This is a genomic window from Serratia sp. Je.1.23.a (assembly GCF_051129805.1).
Classification (GTDB): domain Bacteria; phylum Pseudomonadota; class Gammaproteobacteria; order Enterobacterales; family Enterobacteriaceae; genus Serratia; species Serratia liquefaciens.
The window spans coordinates 1175687-1190649 of the sequence record NZ_JBCPSR010000001.1 but is presented as its reverse complement, the minus strand read 5'-3'; the positions used below and the strand labels follow the sequence as shown (position 1 = coordinate 1190649).

Sequence of the window (14963 nt, the reverse complement as noted above, 5' to 3'; positions counted from 1 at the left end):
AATAATGAGTTGAGCGTCAGGCAGCGCGCATCAGCTGCAATCCACCGTCGTTCACTGCCGTCAACCTGGCGTCGTCGAGTTGGTGAATGACGCGTAACAGGCTTCTGCCGTCGGCGATGGGCAAAATCTGCAAGGTCACGGTACTTTCGAGGTACGGCGGTCGGCCATCACGCATCCGGTAGCTGATTGCTTCGCCCGGCGTTATCGCTACCGGTTCGGTATCGGCCAGTTCGGCATTCGGTAACCATTGTTCGCGCAATGCCGGGATCCCGATAGCCCGCCAGACTTTCTCTGGCGGCGCATCGAGTTGATACTCCAGCACCAGCGGCGGCTGCGTGGCGTCGGTTGGGGTCATTGATCCATGTCCTTTAGCAAAACGTTCAGCCTGTCGATGCGTGCCGGCCAGAAGGCACGGTATTTGTCCAGCCATTGCGCGATGACCGCCAACCCTTGCGGGTCAACCTGATAATTGACGAAACGGCCCTGGCGCGCCTCGCATACCAGCCCCGCCTGCCGCAACACGGCCAGGTGTTGAGACATCGCAGATTGGCTGATCGTCATGCCTTCACGCAGTGCGCTGGCATTCATGCCGCCAGCGGCCAGTTTTTCGAAGATGCTGCGCCGGGTGGGATCCGCCAGCGCTTTGAAGAGGTCATTTTCATTCATGACTACACATTAGTAGTCACTTATCTAATGCGCAAGTTTAGCGCGGAAAATAATCACGCTCACGCCAAAGAAAGGGCGTGATCATAATGCCACGCTCAAAGCACCGAGACCGATAAACAGCCCGGCGATGGTGGCGCTCATCAGATTAGACAAGGTAGCGGCCAGCAGCGCGCGCAAGCCCAGGCTGGCAATATCCGAAGCGCGTTCCGGTGCTACCGCGCTGAACGCCCCCACCACCACGGCTATCGAGCCGAAGTTGGCGAACCCACACAGTGCGAAAGAGATGACGGCGATGGTTTTAGGATCGAGCACCGCGACGCTGTCTTTGAGATAGGCTGAAAAATTCACGTATGCGACAAATTCGTTTATCGCCAGCTTCTGGCCAATCAGCCCACCTACTACCCCAGCGTTATCCCAGCTAACCCCCATGATATAAGCCAAAGGCGAGAACACATATCCGAACAACCTTTCCAGGCTAAGCTGTTGCCAGCCAAACAGGCTGCCGACGCCGCCAATCAGGCCATTAATCAGCGCAATTAACGCCACAAAGGCCATTACCACGGTAGCGACGCCCACGGCTATTTTCAGCCCGAGCATCGCTCCACTGGCCGCGGCTTCGATAATGCTCGCCGGGCGTTTTTCACTGAACGCCATCTGGCTGAACTCGACCTGCGACGCCTCGGTTGCCGGGCTCAGCATACGTGCGAACAGAATGCCGCCGGGGATCGCCATCAACGATGCCGCCAGCAGATATTCAATCGGTACGCCAAGGCCGGCATACCCCACCAACATTGAGCCGGCGATCGACGCCATTCCGCTGCAAATGACGGTAAACAGCTCATTGCGGCTCATCTTGTTAATAAAAGGCTTAAGCACCGCAGGCAGCTCGTTTTGCCCTAAAAAAATGGTGGTCACCGCGGCAAAAGCCTCCACCTTGCTGATGCTCAGCATCTTTTGGAATACGTAGCCCAACAGATTAATCACCCACCCCATCACGCCGAGGTAATAGAGAATCGAAATCAGTGCGGTAATAAAAATAATGGCCGGCAGAACATGAAAAGCGAAAACAAAACCTGCGCCGTCAAACAAGACATTCATTTTCGGGCCGACCAGTCCGCCAAAAATAAATGAGCTACCGGCATCGCTGTACGAAATGACTTTATTGACTCCACCGGCAATAGCATTAACCACCCACTTACCGGCGGGCACATATAACATAATTGCGCCCAACAGCACTTGCAGTATTAATGCGCTGAAAACGGTTCTCAGGCTGATTCGTTTACGGTTGTTGGAAAAAATAAAAGCAATAAGGAGAAGAATACAGATACCTGACAGGCTGCGTAGTAAGTCCATAAATCCGTCCCTTAATACCCGTCGTATTTCAGCCGTAGCGGAAATGTCATTGGGTATGTAAATGTACCTGTCCTGAAAGGTGAAAAGGGCAAAGCACTCCCCTCCACCTTTCAGGCTGGCGTTTTTATTTAATGTTGTTTATAGGGTAAAACTTAAGGAATAACGCGTCGTCTTAGGCGGCGGCCTCCTGATAACAACAGGCAATTTGCGCGGCCAGCTTGGCGTTGTTGAACACCAATTGAATATTGGCGGTCAGGCTGTCGCCCCCGGTCAATTCAGCCACTCTGGCCAGCAAAAATGGCGTGCTGTCCTTGCCCTGAACGCCTTGTTCAACCGATTCCCGCACGGCACGCTCAATGGCGGCATTAATTTTTTCCTCCGGCACCGCATACTGCGCCGGGATCGGGTTGGCAATCACCATGCCGCCCTCCAGCCCGGTCTGCCACTTGGTGGCCATGGCGCGTGCGATCTCCGCCGGGGCATCCAACTGAATGCTGACCCTGAAGGGGCTGGTACGGCAAAAGAATGCCGGCAGCGTTTGGGTCTGGTAGCCGATCAGCGGTACGCCGTGGGTTTCGAGGTATTCGGTGGTCAGCCCCAAATCCAAAATAGACTTGGCACCGGCGCAGATCACCGCGACATTGGTGCGTGCCAGCTCCTGCAGATCCGCCGAGATATCAAACGTGTGTTCTGCGCCGCGGTGCACGCCGCCGATGCCACCGGTGGCAAAGACGTGAATGCCCGCCATCTCGGCAATAATCATGGTTGAGGCCACGGTGGTCGCCCCGTGTTTACCGGCGGCGACGATGAACGGCAGATCGCGACGGCTCACTTTCGCCACCTTATGTCCCTCCTTGCCCAGCAGTTCTATTTCCTCACGGCTCAATCCCGCCTTCATGCGGCCGTTGATGATGGCGATGGTCGCGGGCACCGCGCCGTGATCGCGGATTTTTTGTTCCACTTCCAGCGCCGTCTGCGCGTTCTGCGGGTACGGCATGCCGTGAGAAATGATGGTGGACTCCAGAGCCACAACCGGGCGTTTGTGGGCCAAAGCCTCGGCCACCTCCGGCGAAATGTCCAGATAGTCATGGGAAATCATTTTATTTTTCATACTTGTAGCTCCAACAGTTTTTGTACGCTGCCATTCGACAGGTTCGGGTTATTGGTAAATTCGGATGCCAGCGTCAATGCCGAGCAACCCTGCGCAAAACGAATGCTGTCCGCCAGCGTCATATCTTCCAGCCAGCAATGGGCCAGGCCCGCCATCATGGCGTCGCCGGCCCCAGTCACATTGACGATGTCGACAACCAGTGGCTGCGACCAGCCGTTTTGCCCATCAATTTCGCTGTAATAAACCCCGGCTGGCCCCATGCTGAGCGCCAGGCGTTGTACCCCTTGTTGATGGAACCACCGGGCCACCGCTGGCGCATCCTGCGGCCCGTGGATCGCCATACCGCTGAGGATCTCGGCTTCGAGGCGATTGGGCTTGAGAGTATGGATATGCGAGAGCCAACGGCGGATTTTGGGCGCTTTAAATGCCGATACGGTGTCAACAAACACCGGTACGCTGCCGGAGTGCCCGAATAGCCAGGCCAGTGCGTCCTCGGTCAGGTTGCAGTCAACCACCAGCACGCCCGCATGCAGGATCAACTCTTTAGACGTGGCCAATAATGCCGGCGTGAGTTTCTCGAGAATGCGCATGTCGTTAATCGCCACCAGCATTTCGCCGTTGTTATCGAGTAAGGAGACATAGGTCGAAGTATTTTCACCGTGCAATTTATGGAAGCTGTCGACATGTACCCCCGCCAGCTTTGCCTGTTCGAATAAGGTTTCGCCATAGAAGTCGTCACCGACGACGGAAATAAGGTGACATTCCCGGCCTAACAAGGCGACATTCTGCGCAATATTTCTGCCCACCCCACCTGGCGTGCATTTTATTTTTCCCGGGTTGGAATCTTCATACACTAATTTAGAGGAAGCATAACCGCAGACATCCATATTGGTGGAACCTACGGTTACCACATAGCTGTGCTCCGACAATATATAACCCTTACCCTTTATATATCCTTTATTCATTAAATTCATAATGTGTCCGGCGACACCAGAGCGGCTAATACCTAAAACATCGGCAATTTCCTGCTGTGGGATCAAAGGATCACGTCTCAGAAGATGCAATATCTGTTTTTCTCTGCTGGTCATATTGGACACTTGTTTGTTTTTAAACATACGTTTGTTTTATATCGGGCATGAAAAACAGTAAAGTGGGATTGAAGGCTTTAGCGAAGATTTGGGAAGAGGATCGTAAGATGAATGAACCGGGTTTCAGCGTTAATTCTGTGATACCCATCAAATAATAAAGTCGGTTTTATCTTTCAAAAAGAGTCAAAAATAATCATTAGCCGAGACACAGCATTTTATTCTTATAATAATCTCAACAAAACAAACGGATAGAGTTTTCCGTGACGCAACCTAACATTTGTTGGGTTTACCGAACCTTACCCTTTTCTGATGGAGCTTGGGCAAGCCGTGTTGTCCCCGAAAAGAGATACCTTTCACATTTGTATTGAAATGAGGTCACGTTCTGGAAACTTGGTGCCCCTCAGCGAATGCCGAGGGGACGTGGATAAATCACTAATGCGCTTACAAAGTGGTACAGCCCAGATCGCCACTTGGGGCTTTTTTACCCTCCTGCGACTCCAGCGCAATCCTCGCTAATGGCGTGTCCTCATCATAGCGGGCTTGGGCGTCCAGGCTCTTCGAATAGCGGTTGTATTTCCACCAGGCGTAGCCGAGGAACACCACCAGCCCCCCTACGTTATAAAACACAATGGTCATGATACTGGCGCCGGTCGGGAAGGTTGACGCGATAAAGCCTACGGTAAAAATGACAATCAGCGTGCTGACAATCGCAATCCCCTGCAGCCGGGAGCCCATTTTAAAATCACGCTCCACGCGGTCGTACTTCAAACGCAGGTTCAGATAGGCCAGCATGATGAACAACGGCGGCAACATCGAAGCGGCAGCGGTCATGTTTATCAGCGTATTCATTAACTCCTGCACGCTGTCCGAACCCAACGTCGGGATCAGCATCAGCGGGATCACGATAAAGAACTGCAGCCAGGCGGCGCGGGTTGGCACGCCATGCTTATTCAACCGAATGGTCTTCTCGCCAAAGATGCCCTTGGGGATCTCGGTGAAGAAGATTTTGACCGGTGCGGCGGTCCACATCAGCAATGAGCCAAACATCGCGGTAAAGGAAACCAACCCCACGAAACGGTTCATCAGCACCGCAGGCAGGCCAAAGTGCGCCGACAGGCCTTCGAATACCTGCACCGTGCCACCGGTAAAGTGCAAATCGGCACGGCTAACGAACACGTTAAGCAGCAAGGACGCTACCGAATACAGCACGCCAATCACCAGCCCGGAAATGACAATCACCTTAACAAAAGAGCGGCTGCCGCCCTTGACGTCGTTGACGTACACCGCAACCGACTCTGCCCCGCCCGCGGCCTGAAAAATCCAGGCGGTAATGCCGAGGAAGGCCCAGCTAAAGCTTGGGGTCATGGCTTCTACGGTAATCGGGTTAGCCGGCTCTATACCGCCAATTACCGCCGCACCGGCCAGAATGATGTAGGAAAACGTCAGCAACAGCATCAACGATGAGGTCACAGAGGTCATCGGGCCCAGCAGTTTGGCACCGCTGTTTGAGATATAGGTCGAAAATGCGAACAGGAAAATACTGATGATCGCGGTAGTTAATGGCGTAAAGACGTAGTCATACCCCAAAAACGCGTAGGAGGCGTAAGCGATGACCCTCGGCAGCAGCGCGGTGAAGAAGAATAAATTCACGAACCAGTAGGTATAGGCGGTCATAAATGCCCAGCGTCCGCCTAACGCGCTTTTTACCCAAGCGTATACGCCCGCCTCGGAGTTTTTATTCAACGAGACGAACTCAGCAATGATCAGGCAGAAAGGAATAAAATAGATAATGGTCGCCACCAAAAATACTGGGGCGGATGCGATGCCAAGCTGGATATTATTATTTATCACATTATTGAAGCTGAACACTGCCGCGAACGTCATCGCCAGCAGGCCAAACTTGCCGATAGTATTTCTATTCGACACAGCCATAGACACTCTCCGAAATTTGTAGGGTACTTATACCCGTCATACTTCAAGCTACTTGGGTGTTGGCTGCACTATTCGGCCCATCCGTGGGCCTCACCCCTTACGGGGCCGCTGCAAGCAACGTTCAAATCTGCTCCCGGCAGATTTGCCACTCACCCCAGGATCGATCTTGATTAAGCTCCTGGGGCTTCGCTCAGTTGCCGCCTACAAGCAACTCGAATTATTTTGGGTATATATTGGAATAAGAGATTGCCGCTATTTATTCATAAAATAGCTGTCTTCGACGGTCACTTTTAAAATGACTTTTTTTACCTGGTGACTCTCTTTGAATCGGTGCGCCTGATGGTTCTCAAAAATAACCACGTTGCCCTCGCCTACGCGGTGTATTTCCCCCTGCCCGTTGAAAATTTCGCGGTCGGTTTCATCCTGATAGGCCACTACCGAAGTCAGTTCGCTTTTATCAGCAACCTCAATGTTCTCCTGGCCGGCCAGGTAATAGTGCAGATCAAAATAGCGGCGATTCCCCTCCAATCCACCATGCTGCTCCCCAGGGCCGGACGCCAGTCGGTAGACCAGCGAGTCGCCGACAGAATGAAAGACATTCGGCTCGATATTATTAATATTATTGATGGCCTCCATGCAGCGTAGCCATTTTTTCCCTGAGCGGTAAATGCGCTGAAACTCCGCTAGTGATTCGATAATAATCATGAGTTCGCCTTTTCTGACTGAGCGTTATTATTGACCGGCGCGTAATTAAACTCGGCCAGCTTCTCTGCCTGGGTTTCCTGCCGATTGAAAGGCACCAGCGTAAAGCCGTAGCTGAACGGCGACAGATAAACCCGATAAGAATCCAGCACCTCCGATCCCCAGGAGTTGGAACCAAGGCCCAGAATTTGATCGTCAAGGTTTAACGTCAGGTAATCACTTTCTTGCAGCTCGTTAATGTGCTGAGCCTGATGCAGCATGTCGGCGCTATAAGGCCACAGGCTGAAGTTGATCGGCCGTCGCGGCTGAATAAATATCCCTTTGCCTTCGCCATCCTGCAGGCTCAGCCAACGGACTTCTTGGCGGTTGCCGTTATCCTGCGGGAACGGATAGTGTTCAAACAGCTCGCCCACCCGCTGCTGATAATGGCCGATCAGGTTGGCCTGGCAGCTGTCCTGATAGTTTTCACCCGGCCCACGGCCATAGTATTCCACCTGTTCAAAGCGGCGGCTGAGGCCGAAATCCAGCCCAATCTTCGGAATGACCTGTTGGAAGTCGCCATAAGGCGCACCCGACAGATCCAGGCTGACATGCCCCTGCGGCGATATCTGCCAGCGGTAACGGCAGCGCATGCCGAAATCGAACACCGGCGGTGCAATCAGGGTGCAAACCTCAATCACCAGGTCGTCGCCCTGACGCTCCCAGAGCAGACTGCGGAAGTGATGCTGCATAATCTGCAGGTGGTGCGGATGCCAAATCCCTTCGTACTCTTGCTTATGGTTGTCGATCACCGGTTTGAAGAAGGAAAGGTGTGGCGCACGCCCCACCACTTCGTCCCCCGCCACCTGCCAAGAGAGCAGTTCACCGCTCAGACGTGAGAAAGCCAAACTGAAATTGTCGCCGCTTACCACCAACCGGTGGTTTTCTTCATGGCATTGCAGCGGCGAAGCGCGTTTATCTCCCGGCGGCGCAATGAGTAGCGGCGCAGCGGGTTGCAACAGATGCTGATACTGCCCAAGCAAATCACCACTTTCGCTGTAACGGGTGGCGCTGTCCTTATACACGGCAACGTCAATAAAGGTTTCTTGCGTGCCCAGCGCCAACTCAGGAAAATGCAGTTCTTCAGACTCGCCCGGCTGCAGGTGCGGCAGTTTGATGTCATAGCTGGCCAGTTGACGCCCCCCGGCCTTCACGCTGACGACCAGCGTAATATCGGCCAGCGAACTGAACCAATAGCGGTTTTTAACTCGCAGCACCGGCGTCCTCTCGCCTGCGCCGTTGACCTCTACCGGACACAGCACCTGCTTATATTCACGCAGGCCAGGACCGGGGCGCTGATCCGGGTAGATCAGGCCATCCATGCAGAAGTTATAGTTATTCGGGTAATCGCCGTAATCACCACCGTACTGATAGCGTTCGCGTCCCTGCGCGTCATGGCTGAGCAAACCGTGATCGCACCACTCCCAGATGTAATGCCCCTGAAGGCTGGCATGGCGGTTAAACACCGACTGATATTCGAACAGGCCTCCCGGCCCATTGCCCATGGCATGAGCGTATTCACACAAAATTCGCGGCTTGGCATGGGGATACTCGCCAAAGGCATTCATCATCGCCACGCGCGAATACATGGTGCTGATCACATCGACCACTTCCGCATCGCGGTCTTCTTCGTAATGCACCAGGCGAGTGGGATCCAGCGCCTTGCAGCGTTTAGCCATGGCGCGGATGTTACAGCCATAACCGGACTCATTGCCCAGGGACCAGATAATGATTGAGGGATGGTTTTTCTGCGCCATCACATGGCGCTCAATGCGCTCGACGTAGGCATTTTCCCAGCGAGGATCGTTGGTGATGCGGCTAATATCGCCAACGTTAGCGAATCCGTGGCTTTCCAGGTCGGTTTCCGCCATCACAAACAGGCCGTAGATATCACACAATTCGTAAAAGCGCGGATCGTTCGGGTAGTGGGCGGTTCGCACCGAGTTGATGTTGTGTTGCTTCATCAACACGATGTCGCGCTCAACCCGCGCCATGTCCACCGCGCGCCCTTTGCGATGATCGTGATCGTGGCGGTTCACGCCATGCAGCTTTAAATAGCGTCCGTTGACATAAAATAGCCCCTCACGCACGCCGATCTCACGGAACCCGACACGCTGCGGCACCACCGACACCAGATTACCGGCGTGGTCATACAGGCTAAGCAGCAATTGATACAGATAAGGGTTTTCTGCATTCCATTGCTGCGGCTGGCTGACCGGGATCTCAAATCGGCAGCGGGCAGTGGCCCCGATACTGAGCTCATTTTCCCAGCGTTCGGCGACGCAGGCTTCACCGTCAAAAAGCTGAGCCTGCAGGCGATAACCGCTTGCCACGGACGGGTTCAGGTTGCCAAGCTCGACATCCAGCGCCAGCACTGCGTCGCAATACTGTTCATCGAAACGCGTGACCAGCGTGAGATCATGAATATGGGTGCGTTGTTGACCGATCAGGTAAACGTCGCGGAAGATGCCGGCCATCCACCACATGTCCTGATCTTCAATATACGTCGAGTCAGCCCACTGCATGACGCGAACAGACAGCAGGTTTTCGCCCGCTTTCACATAGTCGCTAAGATCAAACTCGGCGGACAAACGGCTGCCTTTGCTGAAACCGACGTAGCGGCCGTTGAGATACACCTCAAAGTAGGTTTCCACGCCGTCAAACTTGATGATGACCTGCTGGTTTTCCCAGTCGCCGTCCAGCGTAAACTGGCGTTGATAGGCACCGGTCGGATTGTTGGTCGGCACGTAAGGCACGTCGATCGGGAAGGGATAGCCCTCATCGGTATACTGCAATTGGCCGTGACCTTCCATCTGCCACATGCCCGGCACGGTGATGTCGCCCCAGTCCGCCATCAGTTGGCTATAAAACGCCGCCGGCACCCGATTAGGGTGTTCGAAGTAACGAAACTGCCAACGACCGCTCAGCAGTTGAAATGCCGCACTGGCGTTGCGATCGAAGCTTAATGCCTGCGTGGCATTACGATAGCTGAAGAAGCTCGCTCGCGGCGGTAAGCGATTCTCTGACTGTTTTTCTATGTTTTCCCAATTATTCACGTCACGTCTCCCGACAACTTTCAATGGGAGAACGATAGTAAATATTTAGTAAAAACTACAGATCATATTTACCTAATGACGACGGGATCACAATAAATATGAAATGTCTTTTTTAATCATGACGTTAATTTTTGGCCGTTCGGCCTCCCTGTGCTGCCGCAATCGGCATAGGGCACAGGGGACCTTTTCAGGCAACGGTGGTATCGCGCAACTGAAGCGAACTGGGAACAAAGATCGATAATGGAATGGTCCGTTCGTCACGAATACGCTCAGTCAACAGATTGACGGCCTGAGCGCCCATGGTTTCGGAGGGTATGCGAACGGTTGATAACGCAGGGAAAATAAAACGTGCCGTGGGGATATCGTTCACGCTGATCAGCGCAATCTGGCCAGGAACCTGAACCGAATGCTCGTGCAAGGCACGCAGTACCCCGATGGCGATAGAGTCGGTCGCGACCAACAGAGCTGGCGGATAACCGCCCTTCTTCTCCAGCATTTGCCTGGCACACTGGTAGCCCGCCTGGCTGCTGAAGTCGCCGGTGTAAATATCCTGCGGCCGCACCACGTTTTTCAAGCGGCCGTATTCCACAAAGGCTTGCTCACGCTGATCGGCCAGCGCCGGATCGTCACGTCCGCCGATAAACCCAATGCGCGAGTAACCGCATTCGATGAAATAGTCGATCACCTTCTGGCTGATCTTGGTCAGATCGACATTGACACAGTCGAACTGCGGATCGTCGATGACACCGTCCACGAACACCACCGGCACTCGCTGCTGGCTTAGCTGTTCGTAAAGCGCAGGCTGCGGCCGGCCGATGACCAGCAGCGCGTCAGCCACAGGCAAGGGTTTTTCACCGTTGAAGTCGTAGCAGGCCACCAGCGAAACATCCAACTTTTCGCATTGAGTTTCAATGCCATAGCGCATCGCCAAATAGTAGGGGTCGTTAATCTCTATGGCTTGTTTATAGGTGAAAAGCGCGGCGAAAGTCAGCCGATGCCCGCTGTGACGTTTTGAGGGCTGGACTTTGTATTCGAGACGCTCCGCCGCTTCCAGGATTTTTTGCCGGGTTTGCGCCTTCACGCTCAGCGTGGGGTCGTCATTCAGCACCCGCGAAACGGTAGCAACAGACACGTTTGCAGCTTCTGCGATTTCTTTCAGTGTGGCCATAGAGTCTCAACGAATAGACAAAAACGCTAGCTTACCGGGACAGCTCAACGAGGTATACGCCTCGATACTCTCCCCCCTTTAAACCGCCAGAAACGTCCTTTTACCTCCAGCGCGGCGGTAGCTGGTGCTATGCGTAACTCTGCGGTTCGCAACGCCCGTAGCGAAGATACCCATTTCACTCTTTGTGATCAAGTTAACGATTTACTGATTTTGCGGTATTTTTTACTAAAACATTTACTAATATATTCTCCGTTTACCGCCGCTATGCGACGGTATTTTTATCTCCTCCCAGGGAATGGGGCCGGCCCACATGGCGTTAACGGTTCGAGTTGGCGGGTCCCCCCGCAGGCTCGCCATTGACCCAAACCCAATGCGTGTCCAGATGAAAATTAAATCCAATAATAAAATATTGCCCACGTTACTGCTGATGTTGCCGCTGCCGCTGTTAGCTCAGGAATCCGTGGTGCCGGCGGAACATAACGTTCTGCCGCCCCCCGAACTGACAAATACCGGCCCGACCGCCCTGCGCTTTTACGGCGAGTTGGGTATCGGCGGCAGCGTCTATTTAAACGGGGAGCACCAACACAAATACAGCGATGGCACCTATATCGAAGGCGGACTGGAGATCAAGCACGGCCACTGGTTCGGCCTGCTCTACGGCGAAGGCTGGACGGTACAGGCCGACCATCAGGGTAATGCCTGGACGCCGGACCACAGTTGGGGCGGGTTTGAGGGCGGCATCAACCGCTTTTACGCTGGATACCGCACCGATGACGGCACCGAAATGATGCTTAGCCTGCGTAATGATTCTTCGCTGGACGATCTGCAATGGTGGGCAGACTTTACCCCGGAATACGGTTATGTGATCCCCAATACCCGCGATCTCACCTATGCAGCCAAGCTGCAGAACCTGACCGGTAAATTCCGCTACAGCCTAACTGCCGCGCCAGAAAGCCGCATCGACGAGAGCAAGGCACTGTTGCACTTTGGCAAATATGACCGCTATTCGGATAAGTACCGCTACCGGGCTATGGTCAACGGCTATACGCAATACGATCTGCAGGAAGGCCTGACGTTATTAAACGGTCTGGAAATCACCGACGGCATGGGACAACTCTATTTGCTGGGGCTGAAAGGGAAAAATTTGGCCGGCCGGGTCTGGCAGCACACCGGCAAGGGGGACGGCAATCACCCTGGCTCGGAGTCGGGCCTGATGCTGAGCGCCATGGTTGAGGCCGCCAAGGGACTGTATTTCTCGACGGCCTACAGCTACGCCCGCCACCGGCTGGACAATGCGCCGGACACCGCGACCTCTTACGCGCAGGTCGGTATCTGGTACGAATATGCCGGCGGCAGGCTGGCCACCGCGTTGGACAGCAAATTTTATATGACCAACGACAGCACCGACGCCAGCAACTCGGTGTTTCTGATGCAGTATTTTTATTGGTAACGCATAAAGGCAAACATAATGAAGATGATTAATAAACTGCCGTCTCTGGCCCTGGCTATCTCCGCGGCCCTGACGATACCAGGCTGCATCTCTCACCCGGGTAACGAAAGCCCCCTGCGGGCGGAAGCCTATAAAAACGTGATTAATCGCAGCGGTGCCCCACACTACATGCTCGATTACGATTTCGATGAACACCAACGCTTTAATCCGTTTTTTGATCTTGGCGCCTGGCATGGTCATTTGCTGCCAAACGGCCCGGAAGGCATGGGCGGCTTCCCGGGTCCGGCGTTGCTCACCGAAGAATACATTAACTTTATGGCCAATAACTTCGACCGGCTCAGCCTGTATAAAAACGGGGAGAAAATCCACTTCAGCATGACCGCCTACAGCATCCCCGGCGCGCTGATCCAGCGGCTTACCGCCCCAGGGATCACGGTTAAACTGACGCTGCGATTCGCTACTGCCCGCACTTCACTGCTCGAAACCCAAATCACTAGCGATACGCCGCTGGAACTGGTGTGGGATGGCGAACTGTTGGAAAAATACTATGCCAAAGAACAAAAACCACAGTCCCCGCCAACCATCGAGCAGGCATTCCCCGACTATACGCGGCAGCTGTTGCCGACCAGGGACGGCCTGCGGGTTACCTTCGGCAGGGTGCGCGCGGCTTCACAACTGATGACCTCCGGCGAGTCCGAATACCAAATTCATAAATCGCTGCCGCAGCAAACGACGGTCAATGGCCATAGGTTTATCGCCAAAGCCACGATTTCCGGCTCCACCACCTTCTATACCACCTACTCTCACCTGCTCACCGCCGCAGAAGTCCAGCAGGAACAAAGCAAGATTGCTTCGATCCTCGCCGATCCCCAGCGCTACATGAGCGCATCGGCGCAGCGTTGGGAAAATTATCTCGACCAGGGACTGTCAAATCCGCATGCCACCCAGGCGCAGGAACGCGTGGCGGTTAAAGCGATAGAAACCTTAAACGCCAACTGGCGCGGGGCCGCCGGGGCGATGAAATTTGATTCGGTGACGCCTTCTGTCACCGGGCGTTGGTTCTCCGGCAACCAGACCTGGCCCTGGGATACCTGGAAGCAGGCGTACGCAATGGCGCATTTTAATCCTAACGTCGCCAAGGATAATATCCGTGCGGTGTTCGCTTTCCAGATCCAGCCAGACGACCCGCTGCGCCCGTGGGATGCCGGCTTTATTCCCGATTTGATCGCCTATAACCCCAGCCCGGAACGCGGCGGCGATGGCAGCAACTGGAATGAACGCAATACCAAACCCAGCCTGGCGGCCTGGGCGGTGATGGAGGTGTACAACACCACCGGCGATAAACAGTGGCTGGCCGAGATGTATCCGAAGCTGGTCGCCTATCACGACTGGTGGTTGCGCAACCGGGACCATAACGGCAACGGGGTGCCAGAGTATGGCGCCACGCGCGACAAGGCACACAACACGCCGGACGGTCAGATGCTGTTTACCGTTAAACGCGGGCAGCATCAGCAAAAGCTTGCCGGGTTGAACAACTATAATCGGGTGGTACGTTCCGGGCGTTTCGACAGCATTGAAATCCCGGCTCAGGTCGCTGCGTCCTGGGAGTCGGGCCGTGACGACGCCGCCGCCTTTGGCTTTATCGACCCGGATCAGTTGGCCCGTTACCTGGCACAGGGCGGTAAACGACAGGACTGGCAGGTGAAGTTTGCTGAAAATCGTGCGGCGGACGGTACTCTGCTCGGCTATTCGCTGCTGCAGGAATCTGTCGATCAGGCCAGCTACATGTACAGCGACAACAGATACCTGGCCGAGATGGCCGATATTCTGGGTCACAATGCCGAGGCCGCTACCTTCCGCAGCAAGGCCGATAAACTGGCGGATTACATTAATAACTGCATGTTCGATAGCACCAGCGGTTTCTTCTACGACATCCGCATCGAGGATAAACCGCTACCCAATGGCTGCGCCGGTTACCCCATCGTAGAGCGAGGTAAAGGGCCTGAAGGTTGGTCTCCACTATTTAATGGCGCCGCCAGCCAACAACATGCCGACGCAGTGGTTAAAGTGATGAAGGATCCGCGCGAATTCAACACCTACGTCCCTCTCGGTACGGCAGCGCTGACCAATCCGGCGTTCGGTGCCGATATTTACTGGCGGGGGCGGGTCTGGGTAGATCAGTTGTATTTCGGGCTGAAAGGCATGGAGAGCTACGGCTATCGCGCCGACGCTGTCGCCATGGCCCAGGCTTTCTTCAACCATGCCGACGGGCTGATGACCGACGGTCCCATCCGCGAGAACTACAACCCGCTGACCGGCATGCAACAGGGCGCGCCGAATTTCTCCTGGAGCGCGGCGCACCTCTACATGTTGTATAACGACTTTTTCACCCGGTAAT

At 54.4% G+C, this 14963-nt stretch carries 11 protein-coding genes; 2 read left to right on the top strand and 9 right to left on the bottom strand.

Annotated features, from left to right (window positions below; all coding sequences use genetic code 11):
* Window positions 1-16 precede the first annotated feature (16 nt).
* From AAZT04_RS05760 to ebgR, 9 genes are all read right to left on the bottom strand, one after another.
* Window positions 17-355, bottom strand: a complete 339-nt coding sequence (locus AAZT04_RS05760; protein WP_434679240.1) for an SRPBCC family protein — start codon at window positions 353-355, stop codon at window positions 17-19.
* Window positions 352-666 carry an ArsR/SmtB family transcription factor gene (locus AAZT04_RS05755; protein ID WP_046373836.1) on the bottom strand — a complete coding sequence of 105 codons (315 nt, stop codon included), beginning with the start codon at window positions 664-666 and terminating at the stop codon, window positions 352-354. Before AAZT04_RS05755 ends, AAZT04_RS05760 begins: the two co-directional genes overlap by 4 nt.
* An 81-nt stretch (window positions 667-747) precedes the next feature.
* Window positions 748-2019: a NupC/NupG family nucleoside CNT transporter gene (locus AAZT04_RS05750; protein WP_128864276.1), complete on the bottom strand. Its 1272-nt coding sequence runs from the start codon at window positions 2017-2019 to the stop codon at window positions 748-750.
* 172 nt (window positions 2020-2191) lie between these two features.
* Window positions 2192-3130: a pseudouridine-5'-phosphate glycosidase gene (locus AAZT04_RS05745; protein ID WP_020826414.1), complete on the bottom strand. Its 939-nt coding sequence runs from the start codon at window positions 3128-3130 to the stop codon at window positions 2192-2194.
* Window positions 3127-4245 (bottom strand): PfkB family carbohydrate kinase, encoded by a 1119-nt coding sequence (locus tag AAZT04_RS05740; RefSeq protein ID WP_142815406.1) that lies wholly within the window; start codon window positions 4243-4245, stop codon window positions 3127-3129. The genes AAZT04_RS05745 and AAZT04_RS05740 overlap by 4 nt, the downstream gene beginning before the upstream one ends.
* A 414-nt stretch (window positions 4246-4659) precedes the next feature.
* Complete coding sequence (locus AAZT04_RS05735; RefSeq protein ID WP_176983930.1) at window positions 4660-6150, bottom strand: amino acid permease; 1491 nt, start codon at window positions 6148-6150, stop codon at window positions 4660-4662.
* A gap of 252 nt (window positions 6151-6402) precedes the next feature.
* Window positions 6403-6855: a beta-galactosidase subunit beta gene (locus AAZT04_RS05730; protein ID WP_434679236.1), complete on the bottom strand. Its 453-nt coding sequence runs from the start codon at window positions 6853-6855 to the stop codon at window positions 6403-6405.
* Window positions 6852-9947 (bottom strand): beta-galactosidase subunit alpha, encoded by a 3096-nt coding sequence (gene ebgA, locus AAZT04_RS05725; RefSeq protein ID WP_434679234.1) that lies wholly within the window; start codon window positions 9945-9947, stop codon window positions 6852-6854. Before ebgA ends, AAZT04_RS05730 begins: the two co-directional genes overlap by 4 nt.
* Window positions 9948-10134: 187 nt before the next feature.
* On the bottom strand, window positions 10135-11115 hold the full coding sequence (gene ebgR, locus AAZT04_RS05720) for a transcriptional regulator EbgR (RefSeq protein WP_116690719.1): 981 nt from the start codon (window positions 11113-11115) through the stop codon (window positions 10135-10137).
* A 427-nt stretch (window positions 11116-11542) separates the two neighbouring features.
* On the opposite strand from ebgR, the gene ygjJ reads away from it, so the two are divergent.
* Together ygjJ and ygjK are read left to right on the top strand one after the other, a co-directional pair.
* The gene (gene ygjJ, locus AAZT04_RS05715) at window positions 11543-12565 is read left to right on the top strand and encodes a protein YgjJ (protein ID WP_371078524.1); all 1023 of its coding nucleotides are present in this window, start codon (window positions 11543-11545) and stop codon (window positions 12563-12565) included.
* An 18-nt stretch (window positions 12566-12583) separates the two neighbouring features.
* On the top strand, window positions 12584-14962 hold the full coding sequence (gene ygjK, locus AAZT04_RS05710) for an alpha-glucosidase (RefSeq protein WP_434679232.1): 2379 nt from the start codon (window positions 12584-12586) through the stop codon (window positions 14960-14962).
* Window position 14963: the final 1 nt, after the last annotated feature.

Excerpts from the sequence above, each read along its gene's own strand:
- ygjK (WP_434679232.1), top strand. The coding sequence starts at position 12,584 with ATGAAGATGATTAATAAACTGCCGTCTCTGGCCCTGGCTATCTCCGCG.
- AAZT04_RS05730 (WP_434679236.1), bottom strand. The coding sequence starts at position 6,855 with ATGATTATTATCGAATCACTAGCGGAGTTTCAGCGCATTTACCGCTCA.
- ebgR (WP_116690719.1), bottom strand. The coding sequence starts at position 11,115 with ATGGCCACACTGAAAGAAATCGCAGAAGCTGCAAACGTGTCTGTTGCT.
- AAZT04_RS05760 (WP_434679240.1), bottom strand. The coding sequence starts at position 355 with ATGACCCCAACCGACGCCACGCAGCCGCCGCTGGTGCTGGAGTATCAA.
- AAZT04_RS05745 (WP_020826414.1), bottom strand. The coding sequence starts at position 3,130 with ATGAAAAATAAAATGATTTCCCATGACTATCTGGACATTTCGCCGGAG.
- AAZT04_RS05755 (WP_046373836.1), bottom strand. The coding sequence starts at position 666 with ATGAATGAAAATGACCTCTTCAAAGCGCTGGCGGATCCCACCCGGCGC.
- AAZT04_RS05735 (WP_176983930.1), bottom strand. The coding sequence starts at position 6,150 with ATGGCTGTGTCGAATAGAAATACTATCGGCAAGTTTGGCCTGCTGGCG.
- AAZT04_RS05750 (WP_128864276.1), bottom strand. The coding sequence starts at position 2,019 with ATGGACTTACTACGCAGCCTGTCAGGTATCTGTATTCTTCTCCTTATT.
- AAZT04_RS05740 (WP_142815406.1), bottom strand. The coding sequence starts at position 4,245 with ATGTTTAAAAACAAACAAGTGTCCAATATGACCAGCAGAGAAAAACAG.
- ygjJ (WP_371078524.1), top strand. The coding sequence starts at position 11,543 with ATGTTGCCGCTGCCGCTGTTAGCTCAGGAATCCGTGGTGCCGGCGGAA.